General features: G+C 69.6%; 20 protein-coding genes. 9 read left to right on the forward strand and 11 right to left on the reverse strand.

Going from position 1 to position 23,609, the window contains the following annotated elements:
* Positions 1 to 95: 95 nt before the first annotated feature.
* Entirely contained in the window at positions 96 to 2,693 is a 2,598-nt protein-coding gene (gene clpB / locus H4N64_RS18805; RefSeq protein ID WP_186283508.1) for an ATP-dependent chaperone ClpB, read from the reverse strand.
* A gap of 130 nt (positions 2,694 to 2,823) precedes the next feature.
* On the opposite strand from clpB, the gene H4N64_RS18810 reads away from it, so the two are divergent.
* On the forward strand, positions 2,824 to 3,234 hold the full coding sequence (locus tag H4N64_RS18810) for a pyridoxamine 5'-phosphate oxidase family protein (protein ID WP_186283509.1): 411 nt from the start codon (positions 2,824 to 2,826) through the stop codon (positions 3,232 to 3,234).
* Between the two features lie 152 nt (positions 3,235 to 3,386).
* Here the strand turns inward: H4N64_RS18810 and H4N64_RS18815 are convergent, their stop codons facing one another.
* On the reverse strand, positions 3,387 to 3,725 hold the full coding sequence (locus H4N64_RS18815) for a hypothetical protein (RefSeq protein ID WP_186283510.1): 339 nt from the start codon (positions 3,723 to 3,725) through the stop codon (positions 3,387 to 3,389).
* A 279-nt stretch (positions 3,726 to 4,004) separates the two neighbouring features.
* Here H4N64_RS18815 and H4N64_RS18820 point away from each other — a divergent pair, with 279 nt between their 5' ends.
* Together H4N64_RS18820 and H4N64_RS18825 are read left to right on the forward strand one after the other, a co-directional pair.
* Complete coding sequence (locus H4N64_RS18820; RefSeq protein WP_186283511.1) at positions 4,005 to 5,015, forward strand: helix-turn-helix domain-containing protein; 1,011 nt, start codon at positions 4,005 to 4,007, stop codon at positions 5,013 to 5,015.
* Entirely contained in the window at positions 5,012 to 6,010 is a 999-nt protein-coding gene (locus tag H4N64_RS18825; RefSeq protein ID WP_186283512.1) for a LuxR C-terminal-related transcriptional regulator, read from the forward strand. Before H4N64_RS18820 ends, H4N64_RS18825 begins: the two co-directional genes overlap by 4 nt.
* On the opposite strand, the gene H4N64_RS18830 is transcribed toward H4N64_RS18825, so the two are convergent.
* Both H4N64_RS18830 and H4N64_RS18835 read right to left on the reverse strand, forming a co-directional pair.
* A complete protein-coding gene (locus H4N64_RS18830) occupies positions 5,964 to 7,010 on the reverse strand; it encodes a helix-turn-helix transcriptional regulator (protein ID WP_186283513.1) in 1,047 nt (348 codons plus the stop codon). The two genes, H4N64_RS18825 and H4N64_RS18830, sit on opposite strands and share 47 nt — an antisense overlap.
* A 207-nt stretch (positions 7,011 to 7,217) precedes the next feature.
* A complete protein-coding gene (locus H4N64_RS18835; RefSeq protein ID WP_186283514.1) occupies positions 7,218 to 8,324 on the reverse strand; it encodes a substrate-binding domain-containing protein in 1,107 nt (368 codons plus the stop codon).
* Positions 8,325 to 8,586: 262 nt separating this feature from the next.
* Here H4N64_RS18835 and H4N64_RS18840 point away from each other — a divergent pair, with 262 nt between their 5' ends.
* Positions 8,587 to 9,996: a PA14 domain-containing protein gene (locus tag H4N64_RS18840; protein WP_186283515.1), complete on the forward strand. Its 1,410-nt coding sequence runs from the start codon at positions 8,587 to 8,589 to the stop codon at positions 9,994 to 9,996.
* An 86-nt stretch (positions 9,997 to 10,082) separates the two neighbouring features.
* On the opposite strand, the gene H4N64_RS18845 is transcribed toward H4N64_RS18840, so the two are convergent.
* The 5 genes from H4N64_RS18845 to H4N64_RS18865 all read right to left on the reverse strand — a co-directional run bounded on the left by H4N64_RS18845 (position 10,083) and on the right by H4N64_RS18865 (position 15,352).
* On the reverse strand, positions 10,083 to 10,532 hold the full coding sequence (locus H4N64_RS18845; RefSeq protein ID WP_186283516.1) for a heat shock protein transcriptional repressor HspR: 450 nt from the start codon (positions 10,530 to 10,532) through the stop codon (positions 10,083 to 10,085).
* Between the two features lie 5 nt (positions 10,533 to 10,537).
* Positions 10,538 to 11,719, reverse strand: coding sequence for a molecular chaperone DnaJ (gene dnaJ, locus H4N64_RS18850; protein ID WP_186283517.1), 1,182 nt, complete (start codon positions 11,717 to 11,719; stop codon positions 10,538 to 10,540).
* A 24-nt stretch (positions 11,720 to 11,743) separates the two neighbouring features.
* On the reverse strand, positions 11,744 to 12,397 hold the full coding sequence (gene grpE, locus H4N64_RS18855; RefSeq protein ID WP_186283518.1) for a nucleotide exchange factor GrpE: 654 nt from the start codon (positions 12,395 to 12,397) through the stop codon (positions 11,744 to 11,746).
* Positions 12,394 to 14,238, reverse strand: a complete 1,845-nt coding sequence (dnaK, locus tag H4N64_RS18860; RefSeq protein WP_186283519.1) for a molecular chaperone DnaK — start codon at positions 14,236 to 14,238, stop codon at positions 12,394 to 12,396. Before dnaK ends, grpE begins: the two co-directional genes overlap by 4 nt.
* Positions 14,239 to 14,332: 94 nt before the next feature.
* Positions 14,333 to 15,352 carry an MraY family glycosyltransferase gene (locus H4N64_RS18865; RefSeq protein ID WP_186283520.1) on the reverse strand — a complete coding sequence of 340 codons (1,020 nt, stop codon included), beginning with the start codon at positions 15,350 to 15,352 and terminating at the stop codon, positions 14,333 to 14,335.
* A gap of 206 nt (positions 15,353 to 15,558) precedes the next feature.
* Here H4N64_RS18865 and H4N64_RS18870 point away from each other — a divergent pair, with 206 nt between their 5' ends.
* Together H4N64_RS18870 and H4N64_RS18875 are read left to right on the forward strand one after the other, a co-directional pair.
* Positions 15,559 to 17,841: a (Fe-S)-binding protein gene (locus H4N64_RS18870; RefSeq protein WP_186283521.1), complete on the forward strand. Its 2,283-nt coding sequence runs from the start codon at positions 15,559 to 15,561 to the stop codon at positions 17,839 to 17,841.
* Between the two features lie 100 nt (positions 17,842 to 17,941).
* Entirely contained in the window at positions 17,942 to 18,226 is a 285-nt protein-coding gene (locus H4N64_RS18875; RefSeq protein WP_186283522.1) for a zinc ribbon domain-containing protein, read from the forward strand.
* A gap of 20 nt (positions 18,227 to 18,246) precedes the next feature.
* On the opposite strand, the gene H4N64_RS45140 is transcribed toward H4N64_RS18875, so the two are convergent.
* On the reverse strand, positions 18,247 to 18,597 hold the full coding sequence (locus H4N64_RS45140) for an SCO4225 family membrane protein (RefSeq protein WP_260859790.1): 351 nt from the start codon (positions 18,595 to 18,597) through the stop codon (positions 18,247 to 18,249).
* Between the two features lie 23 nt (positions 18,598 to 18,620).
* Complete coding sequence (locus H4N64_RS45145; protein WP_260859791.1) at positions 18,621 to 18,959, reverse strand: SCO4225 family membrane protein; 339 nt, start codon at positions 18,957 to 18,959, stop codon at positions 18,621 to 18,623.
* A gap of 189 nt (positions 18,960 to 19,148) precedes the next feature.
* Here H4N64_RS45145 and H4N64_RS18885 point away from each other — a divergent pair, with 189 nt between their 5' ends.
* From H4N64_RS18885 to H4N64_RS18895, 3 genes are all read left to right on the forward strand, one after another.
* Entirely contained in the window at positions 19,149 to 20,444 is a 1,296-nt protein-coding gene (locus H4N64_RS18885) for an FG-GAP repeat domain-containing protein (RefSeq protein ID WP_336246729.1), read from the forward strand.
* A 189-nt stretch (positions 20,445 to 20,633) separates the two neighbouring features.
* Positions 20,634 to 22,106, forward strand: coding sequence for an FG-GAP repeat domain-containing protein (locus H4N64_RS18890; RefSeq protein ID WP_186283523.1), 1,473 nt, complete (start codon positions 20,634 to 20,636; stop codon positions 22,104 to 22,106).
* A 61-nt stretch (positions 22,107 to 22,167) separates the two neighbouring features.
* Positions 22,168 to 23,592, forward strand: coding sequence for an FG-GAP-like repeat-containing protein (locus H4N64_RS18895; protein WP_186283524.1), 1,425 nt, complete (start codon positions 22,168 to 22,170; stop codon positions 23,590 to 23,592).
* Positions 23,593 to 23,609: the final 17 nt, after the last annotated feature.

The raw sequence follows: 23,609 nt of genomic DNA on the forward strand, positions 1-23,609 counted from the left end.
TTCCCTTCGTACGGATCCCGCCATCCTCCCCCATGCGGGGAGGGGGGTGGCAAGCCCCGCCCCGCATGGTTCACCTGCGGTTGGCGGATTTCCGCTCAGAGCGATTTTCCGGTGGACGGTCCTACGATCAGACCGTTCCCGAAGGCATCCACCCGGACCGTGTCCCCCTCCTTGACCTCGCCGGAGAGGATCTCCTTGGCGAGCCGGTCGCCGATGGCCGTCTGGACAAGGCGGCGCAGCGGGCGGGCACCGTAGGCCGGGTCGTTGCCCTCGTCGGCGAGCCAGGCCAGGGCCTCGTCGGTGATCTCCAGGGTGAGCCGGCGTTCCGCGAGCCGCTTGGCGAGGCGGTCGATCTGGAGCCGGGCGATCCGGCCCAGCTCGTCCTTGGTGAGGGCGGAGAAGACGACCAGGTCGTCGAGACGGTTGAGGAACTCCGGCTTGAAGGCCGTCCGGACCACCTCCAGGACCTGCTCCTTCTTCTCGCGCTCACTGGTGAGCGGATCCACCAGGAACTGGCTGCCCAGGTTCGACGTCAGCACCATGATCGTGTTGCGGAAGTCGACCGTACGGCCCTGGCCGTCGGTCAGCCTGCCGTCGTCCAGCACCTGGAGCAGGATGTCGAAGACCTCGGGGTGCGCCTTCTCCACCTCGTCCAGCAGCACCACGGAGTACGGCCGCCTGCGCACCGCCTCGGTCAGCTGGCCGCCCTCCTCGTAGCCGACGTAGCCGGGAGGCGCGCCCACCAGCCGGGCCACGCTGTGCTTCTCGCTGTACTCCGACATGTCGATGCGGACCATCGCCCGCTCGTCGTCGAAGAGGAAGTCCGCGAGGGCCTTCGCGAGCTCGGTCTTGCCCACACCGGTCGGGCCGAGGAAGAGGAAGGAGCCGGTGGGCCGGTCCGGGTCGGCGATGCCCGCGCGGGTGCGCCGTACGGCGTCGGACACCGCCTGGACCGCCTCCGTCTGGCCGATGAGGCGGCGGCCCAACTCCTCCTCCATGCGCAGGAGTTTCTGTGTCTCGCCCTCCATCAGGCGCCCGGCCGGGATGCCGGTCCAGGCGGCCACGGTGTCGGCGATGTCGTCGGGGCCGACCTCCTCCTTGACCATGGTGTCCTTGGCGGCCTCTTCCTCGGCCTCGGAGGCGGCCTCCAAGTCCCGTTCCAGGGTGGGGATCTCGCCGTAGAGGAGCTTGGAGGCGGTGTCGAAGTCGCCGTCGCGCTGGGCCCGTTCGGCCTGGCCGCGCAGTTCGTCGAGCTTCTCCTTCAGCTCACCGACCCGGTTGAGGGACTGCTTCTCCTTCTCCCAGCGGGCGGTCAGGCCCCGCAACTCCTCCTCCTTGTCGGCGAGGTCACGGCGCAGCTTCTCCAGGCGCTCGCGGGAGGCAGCGTCGGTCTCCTTGCTCAGCGCCAGCTCCTCCATCTTCAACCGGTCGACGGCACGCTGGAGTTCGTCGATCTCGACGGGGGACGAGTCGATCTCCATCCGGAGGCGGGAGGCGGCCTCGTCGACCAGGTCGATGGCCTTGTCCGGGAGGAAGCGGGAGGTGATGTAGCGGTCGGAGAGGGTGGCGGCGGCGACCAGGGCGCTGTCGGCGATCTGCACCTTGTGGTGGGCCTCGTAGCGGCCCTTCAGTCCGCGCAGGATCGCGATCGTGTCCTCGACCGTCGGCTCGGCCACCAGCACCTGCTGGAAGCGCCGCTCCAGGGCGGGGTCCTTCTCGATCCGCTCGCGGTACTCGTCGAGGGTGGTGGCGCCGACCATGCGCAGCTCACCGCGCGCGAGCATCGGCTTGAGCATGTTCCCGGCGTCCATGGCCGAATCGCCGCCGGCCCCGGCGCCCACGACGGTGTGCAGCTCGTCGATGAAGGTGATGATCTGCCCGTCGGAGTCCTTGATCTCCGCGAGCACGGTCTTCAGCCGCTCCTCGAACTCACCCCGGTACTTGGCCCCCGCGACCATCGCGCCCAGGTCCAGCGCCACCAGCCGCTTGTCCTTCAGCGACTCGGGCACGTCCCCCTTCACGATCCGCTGGGCGAGCCCCTCCACGACGGCGGTCTTGCCGACGCCGGGCTCACCGATGAGGACGGGGTTGTTCTTGGTACGGCGGGACAGCACCTGGACGACCCGGCGGATCTCCTGGTCCCGGCCGATGACCGGGTCGAGCTTGCCCTCGCGCGCGGCGGCGGTGAAGTCGGTGCCGAACTTCTCCAGGGCCTTGTACTGGCCCTCCGGATCGGCTGTGGTCACCCGGCGTCCTCCCCTTGCCTTCCGGAACGCCTCCAGCAGCTTCTTCGCGGTGGCGCCCTGCTGGGAGAGTACGTCGGCGGCCGGGCCGCCCTTCGCCGCGATCCCGATGAGCAGATGCTCGGTGGAGAGGTACTCGTCCCCGAGCTCCTGGGCCTTCGTCTGCGCCTCGGCGATCGCCGCGAGCAGCTCCCGGTTCGGCTGCGGCGGCGCCACGGTCGATCCGGTCACGCTGGGCAGCCCCGCGAGCACCTTCTCGGCCCCGGCACGGACGGCCGCCTGATCGGCCTCCACGGCGGCCAGCAGGTCGGTGATGTTCTCGTTCTCCCGCCCCTGAAGCAGAGCCAGGAGCAGGTGGGCCGGCGTGAGGTCCGGGTGCCCCTCGGTGACGGCCCGGTTGCTGGCCGCGTTGATGGCGTCCCGGCTCCTGTTGGTCAGCTCTGCGTCCACGTATCCCTTCTCCTCCTGTCGGCAGCGGGCGAGCAGCCCTCATCCACGCTGACTCAAGCAACGTACACAAAGTTGAGTCTATTCCACTCAAGTATGTGCGGGGAGGCTCCGGCGGTTAAGTTCCGGCACCATGAGCTACTCCGTGGACCCGAGCGACCCCGACGCCTCGTATCTCAGCTTCTGGCGGGAACGGCACCTGTGCACTCTGACCACCCCGCGCCCGGACGGCAGCCCGCATGTGGTGCCGGTCGGGGTGACCTACGACCCCGAGGCGGGGCTGGCCCGGGTGATCGCGAACAAGGCGAGCACCAAAGTCTCGAATGTGCTGGCCGCCGGGCCCGAGGGGGCGCGTGTCGCCGTGTGCCAGGTGGACGGGCGGCGCTGGGCGACGCTGGAGGGGCGGGCGTATGTGCGCACCGAGCGGGAGCGGATCGCGGAGGCCGAGCGGCGGTATGCCGAGCGCTATGAGCGGACCCCGTCACCGAATCCGGCACGCGTGGTGATCGAGATCGAACTGGAGCGGGCCATGGGGCGCGGCTGAACCCGTGCGACTGATGGTTTTCGGCCAGCACCGGATCAGGCGGATAACCGGAAATGTGCCGTAAAACTGCAGCGGCGTCACCGTGTTCAGGTCACGGTGACGCCGCTGCGGGGGGAAGCACCTGAGCGATCTGTTACGACGGGGGAATCGCGTCAGGCACTGCGGGGGGTGGCTGAGATGGTCCGGGGTACCGGGACCTCTGGGTCCACCAGCTGCTGATGGTCCCGCTGGTCCAGGTTCACAAAGATCATTCCGTATCGGATGGCACAGCGCACCGGCTGTGGCGCCCCTCGGGGCCGCCGCAGGCACCGGTAGGCCCGCAGGTCCTCGTCCTCGTCCCGGGTGACGACGACCGGCTCTCCGAAGACAGTCACCATGAGCGAGTCACCAGGGTGGGGGATGGCGGTGACCAGATCGATGAAGTGCCAGCCGGAGCGGTAGGCGGTGGCCATTTCGCGACGGAACGAGCGGTCGTCGGGTGGGGTCGTCACGTCAACTCCACGCGCTGTCATCCGTGTGGACAGGAGTATCGCCCCCAGCCGCGGTAGCGGCCGGACTCGACCAGGCACTGTCGCCGTTCACACCCGAGAGGCCACTCAGCGATCCGAAGGCCACAACGGCGGAGAAGGCGGCGACAAGCACCGAGCGAAGCATTCTCTTACGCATAGTCGGCTTCGTCCTCACTTGAAGGTCCCCTCTTCCCCCGTCGAGTAAGACGATGGCTCATTCGGGCACGTCATGGCCACACGATCGGTGCATCATGTTCCTGCATGTTCAGGACCCTGGGGGGTGGAGATTTAGCAATGAATCGGACTAAAGCGACGCATCCCCACGCTGTGACGGAGTTGTGCGAGGAAGGCGGTCGTCTTTACGCGAACGCACTGCGCACGGGACGTATCGCCCGTTCAGACGTGGAATCCGCCCCTTGTCTGATGGAGTTCGCCCTGCTCCACCCCGATCCCGACGACGCGAGCTGGCTGCGCCCGGTGCCGCCCGCGGTCGCCCTCGCCCAGCGGCTCAATCCCATAGAACGGGAGATCACCGAGCACCGACGGCTCTCCATCGAGCTGGCCAACGCTTTCGAGCCGTTCATGGCCCTCACCGCCCAGGGCGAGGCCTCCACGCATTCGATCACCGTATTGGAGGGCCTGGACCGCATCAACGGGGCGCTCGACCTGGCCATCGCCCAGTGCCGGAACGAGATGCTCACCGTCCAGCCGAGCCACCGCCACCCCGAACGGCAGCTCGTCCAGGCGCTGGAGCGGGACAAGCTGCTGATCGAGCGCGGAGTGCGGATCCGCACCCTCTACCAGCACACCGCCCGCTACAGCCCCGAACGGCTCGCCTGGGTGGACCACTTCTCCGACGGCAAGGCCGAATACCGCACCATCGACGAACTGGTGGAGCGCCTCATCATCTGCGACGAGGCGGTCGCCTTCATCCCCATCCGGGACGACCGCCAGGTCGCCCTCGAACTGCGCCACCCCGGCCTGGTCGGCTATCTCATCAAGGTGTTCGAGTTCATGTGGAACCGGGCCGTCCCGCTGAGCGCCGGCGCGCCCTACGAGACCGACCCGGACGGCATCACCGACATCCAGCACTCCATCGCCAAACTGCTCGTGGAGGGCCATGTCGACGAGGCCATCGCGCGCCGCCTCGGCATGAACGTACGCACCTGCCGGGCCCACATAGCCAAGCTGGCCAACGCCCTCGGCAGCGGCAGCCGGGCCCAACTGGGCTACCTCATCGCGCAGTCCGGGATCCTGGACCGCGAGCAGTGAGCGGGACCGGGCACCTCGAACACGGTGTGGACGAGCTGTGCGCGCCCGGCGCACTCCTGTACGAGCACGCCCTGCGGAACGGCCCGATAAGCGCTCAGGAGGCCGCCCAGGCCCCTTGCCTGGTCGACGCGGGACTGCTCCAGCCCACCGTGGAGGACGTCGACCTGCTGGAGCCGGTCGCCCCGGCCACCGCCCTGCACCGGCTGCTGCGCTCCTCCGCGGAACGCGTCGCCGAGGAACGCCGGCGCGAACTGGCCCTGGCGGAGACCTTCGAGGCGTGGATGCGCATCGGCGGCCGGCGCACGACGGAGACCCAGCAGCCCCTGATCGAGGTGATCAGCGGCAAGCGGCGCATCAACGACGTCCTCACCGAGTCCATGGCCGAGGCCGAGCACGAAGTGCTCACCATCCAGCCGCACACCAGCTACGGCTCCCGCACCAACCCCGCAACCCACCTCACGGCCATGACCCGCGACCAGGAGCTCCTCAACCGCGGCGGCCGCATCCGCACCCTCTACCCGCACACCCTGCGCCACTCCCCCCAGGTCATGGCGCGTTACGAGGACCTGGTGGGCGATGTCGAGGCGCGCACCCTGGACGAGGTCACCGACCGGCTGATCTGCGTCGACCGTACCGTCGCCTTCATCCCGGCGAGCGCCGACGCCAACCACGCCCTGGAGATCCGCCACCCGGCACTGATCTCCTACTTCGCCACCACCTTCGACCGGCTGTGGCAGCTGGCGACCCCGATGTACCCCGAGGCCGTCCAGCAGCCCACGCTGAACGGCATCACCCCGCGCCAACGGGCCATCGCCCGGCTGCTGGTGGAGGGCCACACCGACGCCGTCATCGCGGACCGGCTCGGCATGAACATCCGTACCGCCCGTGTGCACATCGCCAAGCTGGCGGCGACCTTGGGCAGTGAGAGCCGGGCCCAACTCGGCTATCTCATCGGACAGTCGGGGATCCTCGGCCAGGAACGTCAGGGAGGCTGATCGGGCCGAGGCCGCTCGGCCGTGGCGGCCCGTCGAGGCCCGCCTGGGCGATCCGGACGCCGAGCTGGGTACGGCTGGCCGCGCCGAGCGTCTCCGAGAGCCGGGCGATATGGGCGCGGCAGGTACGGACGCTGATGCCGAGACGCTCGGCGATCACCGCGTCCTGGTGGCCCTCGGCGAGCAGCGCGGCGATGGACCGCTCGCGGTAGGAGATGCCCTCGATGCCCGTCTCGGGCAGGGGCGCGGTGAGCGGGATCGCCAGGCGCCACAGGCGTTCGAAGACCGTCACCAGGTACTGCACGAGCGCGGGATGGCGCAGTTCCAGGGCGAGGGTGCGGTCGGCGTTGGCGGGGATGAAGGCGACCGTACGGTCGAAGAGGATCAGACGGTCGATGACCTCCTCCAGCGTCCGCGCCTGCACGGCGTCGCCCATCAGCTCCAGGTAGTTGAGCAGGCCCTGCCCGTGCCGGGCGACATGCGTGTACAGGTCGCGCATCCGTACCCCGCGGGCGCGCAGGGCCATCGCGCGGTGCAGGCCCTCGGTCAGCTCGTGCTCGGGGCGGATGCCGCCCGGCTGGACGGTGAGCACCTCGGTGGTGCAGGCGGCGGTGGCCTCGTCCATGGCGGCCTGGATCCGGGAGAGCCCGTCCAGGACACGGATCGCGGTGCCCTCCGCGGGGCCGTTCTGCGGCTGGGGGCCGAGTCCCGCGTACCACTCGAAGGCGGCCACCGCCGAGCCCATCCGCCGCTGGCTCGCGCTGACCTCGTCGTACACCCCGCGCAGCAGCCGGGTCATGACCTCCTGCGGGGACGTCGGCACCAGCCAGGCCATGTCGTCGGGATCCGGGTGCAGTAAAGCCAGCTCCAGCAGACACGGCACCGCCTCCGCCTCCTCGCGGGGCACACGGCCGCGCCGTACGGCCCGGGAATACACCCGATCCCCGGCCTCGCACAGTCGGTCAGCACCGTGTGGATGCCCATCCGTCCCGTGCCCGGCCATCGCCCATCCCACCCCCAGTTCCAGCGTCTTCCGCAGCGCAAACTATGCGCGGACGGAACGTGGTCCGCAACACGCCTCAGCGGCCGGCGCGGCCCGGCCGGCCCCGGTGTGTCCGGTTATGCGACATGCGTGCGCGAACTCGGTTTCCAGACATGGGGAATGGCCCGGTCCGCGCGGGACCGGGCCATGACCTATGTCTTCACGGGGCTACTTGAGCCCGATCTCCTCGCACGCCGCCTTGTACTTGGCGGTGCAGATCTCGGAGAGCTTGTAGATGCCGTCGTTGATGACGGTGTCGTTGATGTTCTCCGTCGTCAGCGCGACCACGGGGACGAGCTGGGCGGGGATGTCCTGGGTGGTGGGGCTGTCGACGCGGTCCGCGGTGAGGGAGTCGAACTTGATGTCCTTGCCCTGGATCAGGGCCACGGCCATCTCCGCGGCGGACTCGGCCTCCTCCGGGTAGGACTTGTACACGCTCATGTACTGCTCACCGGTGACGATCCGCTGCACGGCGTCGAGTTCGGCGTCCTGGCCGGTGACCGGCGGCAGTTCGGTGACGCCCGCGGCCTCCAGCGCCCTGATGACACCGCCGGCCATGCCGTCGTTGGCGGAGTAGACGGCGGCGATGTTGTTGACGCCGATCTCCTCGATCGCCTCGGCCATGTTGGCCTCGGCGTTCTCCGGCTTCCAGTCCTTGGTGTCGTAGGTCTTGGCGATCGTCACCTGGCCGTTGAGCTCGGAGAGCGCGCCCGCCTTGAACTGCTTGGCGTTCGGGTCGGTGGGCGAGCCGTTCATCATGACGACCTTCGTCGCGGTGTCGACGTCACCGCCGAGCGCGGCCATCAGGGAGCGGCCCTGCACCTCGCCGACGAGCTCGTTGTCGAAGGAGATGTACGCGTCGATCGGGCCCTCGGCCAGGCGGTCGTAGGCGATGACCGGGATACCGGCGTCCTTGGCCTTCTGCACATCGGTCGCGATGGCCTTGGAGTCCACCGCGTCCAGCAGGATGACATCGACCTTGTCGTCGATCATCTTCTGCATCTGCTCGCTCTGCGCACCGGCGTCCGCGTCCGCGTTGGCGTAGACGACCTCGCCCTTGTTGTCGGTGAGCTCGGCGACCTTGGCCCGGATGATGGGGTGGTCGAACTTGTCGTAACGGGTGTTGGCCTTCTCCGGCAGCAGCAGGCCCAACGTGATGTCGTTGCCCTTGGTCGGACTCGCGTCGGCACTGTCCCCCGTCACTCCCAGGCCCCCGCAAGCGGAGAGCGAGAGGGCCATCGAGGACGCGGCCAGACATATGGCGGTACGACGCATTGGGGAGCTCACTTCTGGTGCCTTCCGGACGCGGGCGCAGCATTGCGACCCAGATGACTGAAAAGCCAACGCGGCGGCGCCATCCCCCGTCAAGCGGAATCACTTAACGACTGCGCAACACCACGCTCCGCTTGGCTTGTGAAGGTACGGCGGAATCCCCTCCAAACACCCGTTACGCCCCCTCCGTACAACCAACTCCACTCCTCGCGAGTCGTGATCACGACAGCTTTCCCCTGGCTGTTCCCATATCTCAGAGGACCGAATGAACCCAGCCAGAAGCACGGCCACCGCTGTCGTGCTCGCCACCGCGGCCGGCCTCCTCGCCGCCGTAGCGACCCCCGCCTCCGCGGCGGTCACCTGCACCTCCCCCGTCTTCAAGCGGACGTTCTACGCGAACACCACCTTCTCCGGCACCCCGAAGAAGACGGACTGCGACAGCACGATCGACCAGAACTGGGGCACGGGCGCCCCCGCTTCGGGTCTGCCGACGAACAACTTCGGCGTCCGCTGGACCGTGACGCGGGACTTCGGGTCCGGCGGCCCCTTCACGCTCAGCGCCTCCGGTCTGGACGGCATCCGGGTCTATCTGGACCCCGGCACGACCGACGCCCGCAAGATCAACCTGTGGACGAACGGCTCGACGACCGTCTCCAAGACGGTCAACGTCACCATCCCCAAGGGCCAGCACACGCTGCGCGTCGACTACGTCAACTGGACCGGCGGCGCGAAGGTCAAGTTCAGCTACACGCCTCGCACTTCGGCAAGCGTCGACACGGTCAAGCCCCTGGTCCCGACCGGGACTTCGGTGTCGTACGACACCGCCACCGGCAAGGCCGAGCTGACCTGGGCCAAGAACAAGGAGATGGACCTCGCCGGCTACCGCGTCTACCGGCGGCCCAAGGGCGGCTCGTACCCCGCCACCCCGCTGGCGACGACGACTTCGACGTCGTACACCGACACCACCCTGCCGCTCACCGGCGCGGTCTACGAGTACTCCGTCCGCGCCTACGACAAGGCCGGCAACGAGTCCTCGGGGACGGCCGCGTCGGCCGTCACCACCGCGGACCGGACGGCACCGGCCGTGCCCGGCTCGCTGAGCACCGCCTCCGAGCAGGACGGGCTGTGGATCGGCTGGGGGGCCGTCGAGGGGGCGGCCTCGTACCGGGTGTACCGGGCCGCGAGCGCGGACGGGACGTACACACAGGTCGGGAGCGGCTCCGAGGACTCGTACGTGGACACCTCGGCCGTCGAGGGCGCCACCTACTACTACCGGGTGACCTCCCTCGACGCCGCCGGCAACGAGTCCGCGCGGTCCGCCGCCGTCAGCGGCAAGCGCACGGACCTCACCCCGCCGTCCGCGGTGACCGGGGTGACGGTCACGCCGACCGAGTACGGCTTCTTCGTGACCTGGGACGCCAACCCGACCCCCGACCTGGCGAGTTACGTGGTGCGCAGGGGTGAGCTGCTCGGTGACGAGGAGGAGCGGATGTGCTCCCTCTACCCGGGCTACTACGTGGGCCCCGAGACCACCTCGTACGAGTACCAGACCGTCCCGGACGGCGAGGAGTCCTGCTTCATCGTCGACGCCGTCGACGACGACGGGAACTCCTCCTTTCAGTGGACCGGTGAGGCGCAGATCGTCATCGCGACCGAACTCGATCTGACGACATGAGAAGGGCCTGAGAAAACCGGGCCCACCTGGAACGGCAAAGGGCCGTGGGTTCGAACCCACGGCCCCTGTCACGCCTTGACCCGACGTCAGTCGTTCTGCTGCCGCTTCGGCCGCCACACCACCAGTGCGCTGGTCTGCTGCACTTCCTGATACGGCACCAGGTCGCGGCGGTACGAGGCATGCACCGCCGCCTCTCGCTGCTGCATCGCGGCAGCGGCCCCGTCGAGGGCCGACTGGAGTTCCGCGACCCGGTTCTGCAGGGCGGCGACCTGGTTCTCCAGTTCGATGATCCGCTTGATGCCGGCCAGGTTGATGCCCTCGTCCTGCGACAACTGCTGGACGGTGCGCAGCAGTTCGATGTCGCGGGCCGAGTAGCGGCGGCCCCGTCCGGCCGTGCGGTCCGGAGACACCAGGCCCAGTCGGTCGTACTGGCGCAGCGTCTGCGGGTGCAGGCCGGAGAGCTGGGCCGCCACCGAGATGACGTAGACCGGGGTCTCCTCGGTCAGTTCATACGGATTGCGTCGACGGCCGTCCATCTGGATCAAGCTCCCTTCGCGGCCTGGAACAGCTCCGCCCGCGGATCCTCACCCGCGGTCGCCTCGCGATACGCCTCAAGCGCGTCACGAGCCTTCCCCGTGACGTCCTTCGGGACACTCACCTCGACGGTGACCAGGAGATCCCCGCGGGTGCCGTCCTTGCGGACCGCGCCCTTGCCCCGGGCGCGCATGGTGCGGCCGTTGGGGGTGCCGGGCGGCAGCTTCAGGGTGACCGGCGGTCCGCCCAGGGTGGGCACCCTGACCTCGCCGCCGAGGGCCGCCTCCGCGAACGTCACCGGGACCGTCACCGTCAGGTTGTCGCCCTTGCGGCCGAACACCGGGTGCGCGTCCACATGCACCGTGACGTACAGGTCACCGGACGGGCCGCCCCGCTCTCCGGGCGCGCCCTTGCCGCGCAGCCGGATGCGCTGGTTGTCGCTCACCCCGGCCGGGATGCGCACCTGCATGGTCCGCGACGACTTGGCGCGGCCGCTGCCCTTGCAGATCTCGCAGGGGTTCTCCGCGATCAGACCGCGGCCCTTGCAGTCCGGGCAGGGGTCGGTCAGCGAGAATCCGCCGCCGGAGCCCCGGGCCACTTGTCCGGTGCCGACACAGGTCGGGCACACCCGCGGGTTGCCGTTCTTGTCGCCGGTGCCCGAACAGGCCTTGCACGGGGATTGCGAGGACATCCTGAGCGGCACGGTCGCGCCCTCGATGGCCTCGGTGAAGGTGAGCGTGACCTCGGTGTCGATGTCCTGGCCGCGCCTGGGCTGGACCCGGGTGGTACCCGAGCCGCCCCGGTTGAACAGTCCCCCGAAGACGTCACCGAGCCCGCCGCCGAAGCCGCCGGCGCCCTGACCGCCGCCCTGGGCGCCGCCTCCGAAGAGGTCGCCGAGGTCGAAGTTGAAGTTGCCGCCGCCCGCGCCCGGCCCCGGGCGGAAGCCGCCGTTGCCGAAGAGGGCGCGGGCCTCGTCGTACTCCTTGCGCTTCTTGGGGTCGCCGAGTATGTCGTTCGCCTCGGAGATCTCCTTGAAGCGCTCCTCGGCCTTGGCGTTGCCCTTGTTGGCGTCCGGGTGGAACTCGCGGGCGAGTTTGCGGTACGCCTTCTTGATCTCGGCCTCGGTGGCGTCCTTGGGGACGCCGAGGACCTTGTAGTAGTCCTTCTCGATGAAGTCCTTGGTGCTCATCCTCGACGTCCCTCCTTCCTGTGATCAGCCCTCTTCAGGGCCGTTGTCCTTCTCCTCGCCGGCCTCGGGGGCGTCCTCGGCCTTGACCGTCTGCGCGCCCGGCTGGGGCTCGGCGACGGCCACCCGTGCGGGGCGGATGGTGCGCTCGCCGATGCGATACCCCGGCTGGAGGATCGCGACGCAGGTCGTCTCGGTGACGTCCGGCGCGTAGCTGTGCATCAGGGCCTCGTGGATCGTCGGGTCGAAGGGCTCGCCCTCCTTGCCGAACTGCTGCAGGCCCATCTTCGCCGCGACGGTCTCCAGCGACTCCGCGACGGACTTGAATCCGCCGACGAGCTCGCCGTGCTCCCGGGCGCGGCCGATGTCGTCGAGCACGGGCAGGAGCTCGGTCAGGAGATTCGCGATGGCGATCTCCCGGACCGTGATCCGGTCCCGCTCCACACGGCGGCGGTAGTTCTGGAACTCGGCCTGGAGCCGCTGGAGGTCCGCGGTGCGCTCTTCGAGCGCCTTGCGCACCTGGTCCAGCTGGGCCGTCAGACCGGCGATCTGTGCTGCGTCCCCGGCCGGGGCCGCCCCCCCGCCGTTCGGCGGGGTTGCGGCCTGCGGCTCGGCGTCGTCGGGGGTCGCGCCGGAGGGGACGTCGGGCTTCTCCTCGAAGCCCGGGGTCTCCTCGGTCACGCGGCACCGTCCTTGCGCTCGTCGTCGACGATCTCGGCGTCGACGACATCGTCGTCGGCCTTCGGGGCCTCGTCGCCGGCGGACGCGCCGCCCGCGGCCTGGGCGCCCTGGGCGTCGGCGTACATCGCCTGACCGAGCTTCTGCGAGACCGCGGCGACCTTCTCGGTGGCGGTGCGGATCTCGGCGGTGTCCTCGCCCTTGAGCGCGGCCTTCAGCTCCTCGACGGAGGCCTCGACCTCGGTCTTGATCTCGCCGGGGACCTTGTCCTCGTTGTCCTTGAGGAACTTCTCGGTCTGGTAGACGAGCTGCTCGCCCTGGTTGCGGGTCTCGGCGGCCTCGCGGCGCTTGTGGTCCTCCTCCGCGTACTGCTCGGCCTCCTGGCGCATGCGGTCGACCTCGTCCTTCGGCAGCGAGGAGCCGCCGGTGACGGTCATCTTCTGCTCCTTGCCGGTGCCGAGGTCCTTGGCCGTGACATGCATGATGCCGTTGGCGTCGATGTCGAAGGAGACCTCGATCTGCGGGACGCCGCGCGGGGCCGGCGGAAGGCCGGTCAGCTCGAACATCCCGAGCTTCTTGTTGTACGCCGCGATCTCGCGCTCGCCCTGGTAGACCTGGATCTGCACGGAGGGCTGGTTGTCCTCGGCGGTGGTGAAGATCTCCGAACGCTTCGTCGGGATCGTCGTGTTCCGCTCGATCAGCTTGGTCATGATGCCGCCCTTGGTCTCGATACCGAGGGACAGCGGGGTCACGTCGAGGAGCAGGACGTCCTTGACCTCACCCTTGAGGACACCGGCCTGGAGCGAGGCGCCGATGGCGACGACCTCGTCCGGGTTCACACCCTTGTTGGCCTCCTTGCCGCCGGTCAGCTCCCTGACGAGCTCGGCGACGGCGGGCATACGGGTGGAGCCACCGACGAGGACGACGTGGTCGATCTCGTTGATGGAGATGCCGGCGTCCTTGATGACGTTGTGGAACGGCGTCTTGCAGCGCTCCAGCAGGTCCGCGGTCAGCTGCTGGAACTGGGCGCGGGTGAGCTTCTCGTCGAGGTGCAGGGGGCCCTCGGCGGAGGCGGTGATGTAGGGGAGGTTGATCGAGGTCTCGGTGGAGGAGGACAGCTCGATCTTGGCCTTCTCGGCGGCCTCGCGCAGGCGCTGGAGGGCCATCTTGTCCTTGGCGAGGTCCACGCCGTGACCGGACTTGAACTGCTGCACCAGGTAGTCGACGACGCGCTGGTCCCAGTCGTCACCACCGAGGTGGTTGTCGCCGTTGGTGGCCTTCACCTCGACGACGCCGTCGCCGATCTCCAGCAGGGACACGTCGAAGGTGCCGCCACCGAGGTCGAAGACGAGGATCGTCTGGTCGTCCTTGTCGAGGCCGTAGGCGAGCGCGGCCGCGGTCGGCTCGTTGACGATACGAAGGACGTTCAGACCGGCGATCTCACCGGCCTCCTTCGTGGCCTGGCGCTCGGAGTCGTTGAAGTACGCGGGGACAGTGATGACCGCGTCGGTCACCTTCTCGCCCAGGTAGGACTCGGCGTCCCGCTTCAGCTTCTGCAGGATGAAGGCGGAGATCTGCTGCGGGTTGAAGGGCTTCCCGTCGAGCTCGATCTTCCAGTCGGTGCCCATGTGGCGCTTCACGGAACGGATGGTCCGGTCCACGTTGGTGACCGCCTGGCGCTTGGCCACCTCGCCGACGAGCACCTCGCCGTTCTTCGCGAAGGCGACGACGGACGGCGTGGTCCTGGCACCCTCGGCGTTGGTGATGACGGTGGGCTCGCCGCCCTCCAGAACGCTGACGACGGAGTTAGTCGTGCCCAGGTCGATGCCGACCGCACGTGCCATGGTTGATTCCTCCAGCTGACTTGAGTGGAACGGACTCAAGTGTGCATGAGCCGCCCCTCCCGGTCAACAGACCTGAGTCCCTGAGGCTCAACTCTTATCCGTTCCTTACACGCAACTGCGTCCTGACCTGCACGGATGCGGTGGGGGGAGGCGCCGGCCGCTTCACTCTCAACAGCAGGAGTACGCCCATCAGGACACCGGTGCCCACCCACAGCGCCCCCGATTCGGCGACCCACCCCAGGTGTACGAGCACCCCGACGAGCACCCCGCCGAAGGCGCCCATGCCGAGGACGACGGTCGCGCCCTGCGGAGTGAGCCCGAGCCGCCGCAGCCGATGGGCGAGATGATCCGGCCCACGACGCAGCAACGGCCGCCCGCCGAGCCGCCGCGCCAGGACGACCAGGACGACGTCGGCGCTCGCGACCGCGGTGAGCGCGAACAACACCCCCGCGCTGGCGCCCCCTTCGTACCCGGCCCGGGTCAGCACGGCCGCCGAGGCGAGCACGAATCCGGCGAACAGGGAGCCACAAGCGCCGAGTCCCACGCGCGCGGGATGCCAGTTGTGCATGAGGAACCCGGTCAGCGCGGCGGCCAGCACGCTCAGCAGCACCGCGAGCCCGTCCATCACCTCCGCCGCCGCACAGGCGCCGACCCCGAAGGCGGTGACGACCCCGACGGTCCCGGCGAGCGCGTCGGCGTGGTCGAGCGCCCGGAAGGCGAGCGTCACGCCCACGATCCAGCCGACGGCGACCAGGCCGCCCAACACCCCGGTCTCCTCGTACGGCACCGCGCTGGCCGCCGCCACGGCCGTACCGCCGAGCAGGAACCGTGCCTTGACCCGCCGTGCGTCGGCGACCAGGCCGAGCGCGGCGACCGCCGCGGCCGCGACGAGCAGCCGGGGGATGCCCGAGCCGAGGGGGGCGACGCCGGTCCACTCCCCGGCCGCCGCGACCAGACAGGTGACGAGCACGACGGCCACTCCGCCGCCCAGCGGCAGGGCCCGTCGGCACCGCCGGTCGAGCAGCCCGAGGCGCAGGGCGGGCGCCCGGACCAGGGCGGTGAGGACGGCGGAGAGGAGCAGGGCGGTGGTGGCGGCGGCGATCCCGTAGAGCACGGATCTAAATTAGTGCTGTATGTACTAATTTGACGTGAATAACACGATCTGTTCTTAAGGCAACCCTCAGCGACACAGATCACCGAGGCGGTGACTACAGTGCGATGCAGGATGGGGGTAGTCTCAGACGGACTGCATAAGTTACCGCTTAGTAATACCGCTAAGTGTCCTCCCCGAAGAACCTCGCAGGCCCGAGGAGCCCCGAAATGCAACTCGCCGCGATCATCGTGTCGATGGTCCTCATGGCAGTCGGCGTCGCCCTGTTCGGCCGTGCCATCCTGCAGATCGTCCGCTTCATGATGCTCGGCCAGCCGCTGCCGGCCGGCGCCAGGACCAACGACCCCGTCCTGCGGACCATCACCGTGGCCAAGGAGTTCCTCGGCCACACCCGGATGAACCGCTGGGGCATCGTCGGCATCGCGCACTGGTTCGTGGCGATCGGCTTCTACACGCTGCTGCTGACCATCGTGAACGCCATCGGCCAGCTCTTCCAGGCCGACTGGCTGCTGCCGGTCATCGGTGAATGGGCGCCGTACAACGTCTTCGTCGAGTTCATCGGCACCATGACGGTCGTCGGCATCCTGGTGCTGATCGCCATCCGGCAGCTGTCGCGGCCGGGCGGCGCGGGCCGCAAGTCCCGCTTCGCGGGCTCCAACACGGGCCAGGCGTACTTCGTCGAGGCGGTCATCCTCGTCGTCGGCGTCTGCATCTTCATGCTGCACGCGCTGGAGGGCGCCCAGCACCACGTGGACAGCTACGAGGCGTCCTTCTTCATCTCGTACCCGGTGGTGTCGGCGCTGGAGGGCCTGGACCTCTCCACCCTCCAGAACCTCACCTACTTCTTCGCCGGCCTGAAGATCGCGGCCTCCTTCATCTGGATGATCACGGTCTCCCTGAAGACCGACATGGGTGTCGCCTGGCACCGCTTCCTCGGCTTCCCGAACATCTGGTTCAAGCGCAACGCCAACGGCGACACCTCGCTGGGCGCGCTGCTCCCGATGACCTCCGGTGGCAAGCCGATCGACTTCACCGACCCCGGCGAGGACGACGTCTTCGGTGTCTCCCAGGTCGAGCAGTTCTCCTGGAAGGGCCTCCTCGACTTCTCCACCTGCACCGAGTGCGGCCGCTGCCAGTCGCAGTGCCCGGCCTGGAACACGGGCAAGCCGCTCTCCCCGAAGCTCCTCATCATGTCGCTGCGCGACCACGCGCACGCCAAGGCGCCGTACCTGCTCGCGGGCGGCGGCAAGACGATGGAGGGCGAGGAGAAGGCGTCCGAGGAGCAGCTGGCGGGCGTGCCGGCGGCGGCTCTGGCCGAGGCCGAGCGGCCCCTCATCGGCACCGCCGAGGAGAACGGCGTCATCGACCCGGACGTCCTGTGGTCCTGCACCACCTGCGGTGCCTGCGTGGAGCAGTGCCCGGTGGACATCGAGCACATCGACCACATCGTCGACATGCGCCGCTACCAGGTGATGATCGAGTCCGCGTTCCCGTCCGAGGCGGGCACGATGCTCAAGAACCTGGAGAAGAAGGGCAACCCCTGGGGCCTGGCCAAGAAGCAGCGCCTGGAGTGGACGAAGGAAGTCGACTTCGAGGTGCCGGTCGTCGGCAAGGACATAGAGGACCTGTCCGAGGTCGAGTACCTGTACTGGGTCGGCTGCGCCGGCGCCCTGGAGGACCGCGCCAAGAAGACCACCAAGGCCTTCGCGGAGCTGCTGCACATGGCGGGCGTCAAGTTCGCGATCATGGGCGGCGACGAGAAGTGCACCGGTGACTCGGCACGGCGCCTGGGCAACGAGCCGTTGTTCCAGGAGCTCGGCATGGAGAACGTGGCCGCGCTGAACATGGCGTTCGGTGAGTCCCTCAACGAGGAGGGAGAGGTCGACCCGGAGACGAAGAAGCCGAAGTCCTCCAAGAAGATCGTCGCCACCTGCCCGCACTGCCTCAACACTCTCGGCAACGAGTACCCGCAGCTCGGCGGCGACTACGAGGTCATCCACCACACCCAGCTGCTCCAGCACCTGGTGGACGAGGGCAAGCTGATCCCGGTGACCCCGGTCGAGGGCATCATCACCTACCACGACCCCTGCTACCTGGGCCGCCACAACAAGATCTACACGCCCCCGCGCGAGATCATCGCCAATGTCCCGGGCCTCCGTAACGAGGAGATGCACCGCCACAAGGAGCGCGGCTTCTGCTGTGGCGCCGGTGGTGCGCGGATGTGGATGGAGGAGCGGATCGGCAAGCGCATCAACAACGAGCGTGTTGACGAGGCGCTGAGCGTGAACCCGGACATCGTCTCCACGGCCTGCCCGTTCTGCCTCGTCATGCTGACCGACTCGGTCAACGGCAAGAAGAACGAAGGCAAGGCCAAGGAGTCCATCCAGGTCGTCGACGTCGCCCAGCTGCTGCTGGAGTCGGTGAGGACCCCGGTGGACCCGGAGGACACGGCGCAGACGGAGAGCGAGCCGGAACCGGAGCCGGTGAAGTAGCGGTTCTGGTACGCGAGACGCCCCCTGCCCGAATCGGGTGGGGGGCGTCCGTCGTCATGGCCCACACTGGGGGCAGGAAACCGATCGGGAAGGCAGCGGGATGATCATCTTTGGCACCAAGGGCTACCTCTACCAGCTGGCGATACTCACCCTGGTCTGCGCCCAGTGCGGCAACCCCGCCGCGCACACCCTGCGTAAGCGGGTCACCAAGTTCACGCTGTTCTTCGTGCCGTTGTTCCCGTTCTCGACGAAGTTCTCGACGCAGTGCACCTTCTGCGGTGCCGAGCAGAAGGTGACGAAGGAACAGGCGGAGCAGCTTCAGGTGCAGGGCGCCGGGGGTGCCGCGCAGCCGTACGGGCAGCCGCAGCAGCAGCCGTACCAGTAATGCTGCCGTACCAGTGATACTCAGGCCGCCGGGCGCGGCTCGGGGGTGCGCACCCTGCGTACCACCAGTCCGAGCAGCGTGGCGTTGACCAGTCCGGCCGCCGCCGCGCCCGCGCTGAAGACGATCGGGCTCAGCCACTCCACCCCCGCGACGGGCGTCGTCAGCAGCAGGGCGAGGACGCTGAAGGGTGCCGTGGTCATCAGCGGCCAGATACCGGCGAAGCCCACGTCCGGGGAGAGATAGGCGGCGTACAGGAAGAAGCCGATCGACGCCGCGACCACCGCGAGGTACCCGCGCGAGAGCCAGTTGTCCGTCGCGGGTGCCAGCAGGGTCCGCAGGCTGCGTCGGCGGGGGCGGGAAGAACGCTCCATGTCTGTTCCTTTCCTCGGTGAGTTCACGCGTGCCGCGCTGCGCGGCTGTCGCGGACGTGGTGGGTGAGAGCGCCGAGCGCGGCCGCGTTCACCAGCGCGCACAGCAGCAGCCATACGGCTGAGAAGCCGACGGCGAGCACCTGCGCCGCTCCGCCGCCCTCGGTGCCGGGGCCGAAGGGGAGGGTGATCGCCATGGTGGACAGGGGCGCCGTGAGCGGCACATGGGCCATGGCGAAGAGGCTGTCCGGGGCGACGAACGCGGTCCCGATCGAGGCCGCGCACACCGCCAGGCAGCCCCGCGCCGGCCAGTTGTCCGTGGCCAGCGCCAGCAGCCTGCGCAGTCGAGAGTCCTTCGGTTTCATCGCGGATCCCCTGAAGTCGGTCCGTGGGTCGGTGAGGTCCACAGTGGACCGACGGGCGCAGCCGGACATGAGTACGCGTACTCAACGCGCAGGCGGCGGGAGACCTACCCGTAAGCCCGCCACTGTCCTCCACCCTCGAACACATGCATCATGTCGAGGTCGTTGCCAATGATGCTGACGAGGTGTGCGGTGCGTGTGCGAAGCGGTGGGACCTGTCTGGCGGCCCTCGGCTGCTCCGCCCTGCTCCTCCTCACCGCCTGCGGGCCCCACACGGAGGCCGCGGCCCCCGCGCCCTCCCCGTCGGTTCGGGTCGCCCAGCATCCGGCCCTGCTGCCGGTCCCCCGCGGCGACGGCAGCAGGACCCCGGACGACTTCAACGGCGACGGCCACCGCGACCTCGTCCTCGACGACCTCGCCAAGGCGCAGCCCCACGCCGACGACCCGGGCATCGGCATCGTCTACGGCGGCCCCCGCGGCCTCGTCCCCGGCGCCCGCCAACTCCTCAGCCCCAAGGAGCACGCCGCAGCGACCGACGGTCAACTCCCGGCGCTGTTCGAGGCGGAGGCTGGCTGCGATCTGGACGGTGACGGCTTCACCGACCTCGTCGTGTCCACCGATCCGCCCTACGACGGCCAGGGGCAGCCGCCGGTCCCGCTCCAGCTCCTCTTCGGCTCGCCCAAGGGCCTGACCGGCAAGGGCGTCAAGCTCGTCATCCCCGCCCGCGCCCGCGTCGGCAACGACTGGCCCGACCAGCCGGTGTGCGGCGACTTCGACGGCGACGGCGCCGAGGACCTGGTCCTGCACGCCTCCGGCGGCCAACTGAGCTTTCTGCGCGGCCCGTTCAGCCGCAAGGGCGCCCCCGAGGCCGCCGCCGCCCCGATCGCCTCCCCCGGCAACAACCCCACCGGCCCGGCAGCCGACGTGAACCTCGACGGCTACGACGACCTCCTGATCCGTACCGCCGAAGGCACCGGCCCCTCCGCAGTCGTCCTCGGCGGACCCGCGGGCCCCACCCGCACCGGCGTCGCCCTGCCCGCCGGGATCGACATCGCCCTCGGCGACTTCGGCAAGGGCAAGGCACTGGACGCCGCCGTCGGAGCCATGGGCGAAACGTCCCTGCGCTACGACCTCCCCACCGCCGGCCGCGCGACCCTCGCCTCCCCCGGTTCGATGCTGGACGCCGCCGACTTCGACGGGGACGGGCTGAGCGAACTCGTCTCCAGCGGCGCGCGCCTGCGGTTCTTCCCCGGCCGTACGGCAGGACTGTCGACGAAGGGCATGGTGACCGTCGAGCCGCCCGCCACCGGGACCACCCGTGTCCTGTCCGTCGCCGACCTCGACGGCGACGGGCTGGCCGACCTGACGGTACGGACGTATCGGAGCGAAACGCGCGACACCGTCGCCGTGTATCCGGGGGCGGAGGAAGGGCTGGTCGCGAGGGAACCGGCCGTCACGTTCTCCACCGCCGGGTTCCTGAGCCACTGACCCACGGCCGGGTCACAGGCGGTTCAAGAATTTACCCAACTCACGTACAACCCTCGGGCACCAGTGCGGGTCTCCTGATCGCCGACCGAGACGTGAATCCCGGAACAACTCCCGGCGAACGCGACCGACGGCACCCCATTGACTGCGGATGCCCCGCCAGGCATCCCCGCATGCAGCAGGAGAACCCGCATGCACCAGACGCTGCGACTCGCCCTCGCGACGGCCACCGCGGCCGCGCTGACGGGCGGGCTGCTCACGTTCACGGCCGCCACCGCGACGGCCGCGGACTCCACCGCCGTCGCCAAGGCCGACTTCAACGGCGACGGCCGCGGTGACGTCGCCTTCTCCGCGGACGGCGCCTACGTCAGCGGCAAGAAGGAGGCCGGTCAGCTCGTCGTCCTCCACGGCTCCGCCTCCGGCGTGTCCTCGACCAACCGCGTCACCATCAGCCAGAACACCACCGGCACCCCGGGCACCGCCGAGACCGGCGACCGTTTCGGCGTCGACACCGCCTACGCCGACTTCAACGGCGACGGCTACGACGACATCGCCGTCGGCGCCCCGGGCGAGGACGTCAGCGGCGACACCGACGGCGGCAGCCTGGCGATCCTGTGGGGCTCGGCCTCCGGTATCACCGGCAAGGGCGTCACCGTCGCGGACCCCGCCCCCTCCTCGCACGACTACTGGGGCAAGAACCTCGCGGCCGGCGACTTCGACGGCGACGGCAAGGCCGACCTCGCCGTCGGCGCCAACACCGCCACCTTCCACGTCTTCAAGGGCGGCTTCTCCGCCACCGGCACCGCGGGCGGCCGCTACACGATCAAGCCCCCGATCATGGGCACCGACGCGGGCGGCCCGATGAACCTGACCGCCGGCGACGTCAGCGGCGACGGCCGCACCGACCTGATCGTCGACGGCTACGAGTCCCAGACCGAGTACGGCTGGAACCGCAACTACTACATCCCCGGCTCCTCCGGCGGCCTGTCCACGGCCGGTATCCAGGAGACCAAGCCCGGCGTGATCACCGCGATCGGGGACATCAACGCCGACGGCTTCGGCGACATCGTCAGCGGCGCCCACTGGAACGCCACCACCGGCGACGGCACGACCATCCCGGACTCCGCCAAGGGCGGCAAGGTCTGGGTGACGTACGGCACGGCGAACGGCCCCGGCACGGCCACCGGCATCACCCAGGACACCGGCAACGTGCCCGGCACCTCCGAGGGCAACGACTTCTTCGGCTACGAGCTCGACCTCGGCGACATCAACGGCGACGGCTTCCTCGACCTCGGCATCGGCGTCGCGGGCGAGAACATCGGCGAGGCCGCTAACACCGGCTCCGTCACCGTCCTCTACGGCACCGCGAGCGGCCTGAACACCGCTTCCGGCGCCCAGTCCTTCGCCCAGAGCACCGCGGGCGTCCCCGGCGACGACGAGGACGACGACTTCTTCGGCATGGACCTCAAGGTCGACGACGTCACCGGCGACGGCAAGGCCGACCTTCTCGTCGGCTCCGGCGAGAACGCCGGCAACGGCGCGGTGACCTACCTGCCGTCCAACGGCACGAAGATCACCACAACCGGCTCCCGCACCATCTCGCCGAGCAACGCGGGCGTCTCGACGACCGGCACGCCCTACTTCGGCGCGAACTTCGCCGACTGATCCACCGTAGAACCGCCTCGGGCCCGCACCCACCGTGCGGGCCCCCTACTGGAGCCACGTCTTGAAGCGCACTCTCGTGATCGCCGCCGCCCTCACCGCCGGCGTGCTCACCGCCCTGCCCGCCACCCCCGCCCTCGCCGCGCCCTCCGGGCTCGCGAGCGACTTCAACGGCGACGGCTACCGGGACATCGCCATCGGCGCGATGGGCGCCACCGTCGGCTCCGCGGACAGCGCCGGTGCCGTGGTCGTGCTGTACGGCTCGGCCTCGGGGGTGCCGTCCACCAAGAAGACCGTGATCACCCAGAACTCCACCGGCGTCCCCGGCACCGCCGAGTCCGACGACCGCTTCGGCGCGAGCCTGGCCGCCGGTGACCTGAACGCCGACGGCTACGCCGACCTCGTCGTCGGCGCGGAGTTCGAGAGCATCGGCGACCGCAAGGGCGTCGGCAGCGCCACCGTCATCTGGGGCGGCTCCTCCGGCCTGACCGGCGGCTCGGCGCTGCCGCAGCCCTCGGCGGAGGAGCTCGCCGAGTGGGGCGGCTACTCCCGGGGCGTCGCCACCGGCGACTTCGACGGCGACGGCGACACGGACGTCACCGCCACCGGCCAGACCCACACCCACCTCTACCGCGGCCCCTTCACCCGCACCGGCACCCCGGTCGGCCACACCGGCGTCTACGAGCTGGGCACGACGTACGAGGTCATCGCGGGCGACCTCACCGGTGACGGGGCGGCCGAGCGTGTGTACCCCTTCGGGCACGACAACGACCCGGGCGGCGACATCCGCTACTTCCGCCACGACCCCGGCGGCTGGGACGAGCACCCCGAGTCCGACTACGCCATGGTCGGCCTGCCGAACGCCGACGGCGACCTCGGCGCGACCGGCGACATCAACGGCGACGGCTACGGCGACCTCGTCCTCGGCGACTACGCGGGCCCCGGCAGCCTCAAGGGCGGCCGTATCACCGTCTGGTACGGCGGCCCGAACGGCCCCGACCCGCAGCAGACGCCGACGGTCATCCACCAGGACACCCCGGGCGTGCCCGGCACCGACGAGGAGGCCGACCTGTTCGGCTCCGCGGTCGACGTCGGTGACATCAACGGCGACACGTACGCCGACGTGGTCGTCGGCGCCTGGGGCGAGGACATCGGCTCGGCGCGCGACGCCGGCTCGGTGACCGTCCTGTTCGGCTCGGCCACGGGCCTGAGGACGACCGGCGCCAAGTCGTACACCCAGAACACCGCGGGCGTGCCCGGCGGCGCCGAGAGCGGCGACGCCTTCGGCATGTCCGTCCGGCTGCTCGACCTCGACAAGACCGGCAAGGCCGACCTGGTGACCGGCGCGGGCTACGAGAACGGCCATGGCTCGATCACCTACCTGCGCGGCACCGCCTCCGGCCTGACCACCACGGGCGCCAAGTCCCTCACCGCCGCCGGCGCGGGCCTCAAGGGCGGCGCGAACTTCGGCTGGGACCTCGCCAAGTGACGTACCGACACCGTCAG

The sequence above is a fragment of the Streptomyces cupreus genome, assembly GCF_014257025.1.
GTDB lineage: Bacteria > Actinomycetota > Actinomycetes > Streptomycetales > Streptomycetaceae > Streptomyces > Streptomyces cupreus.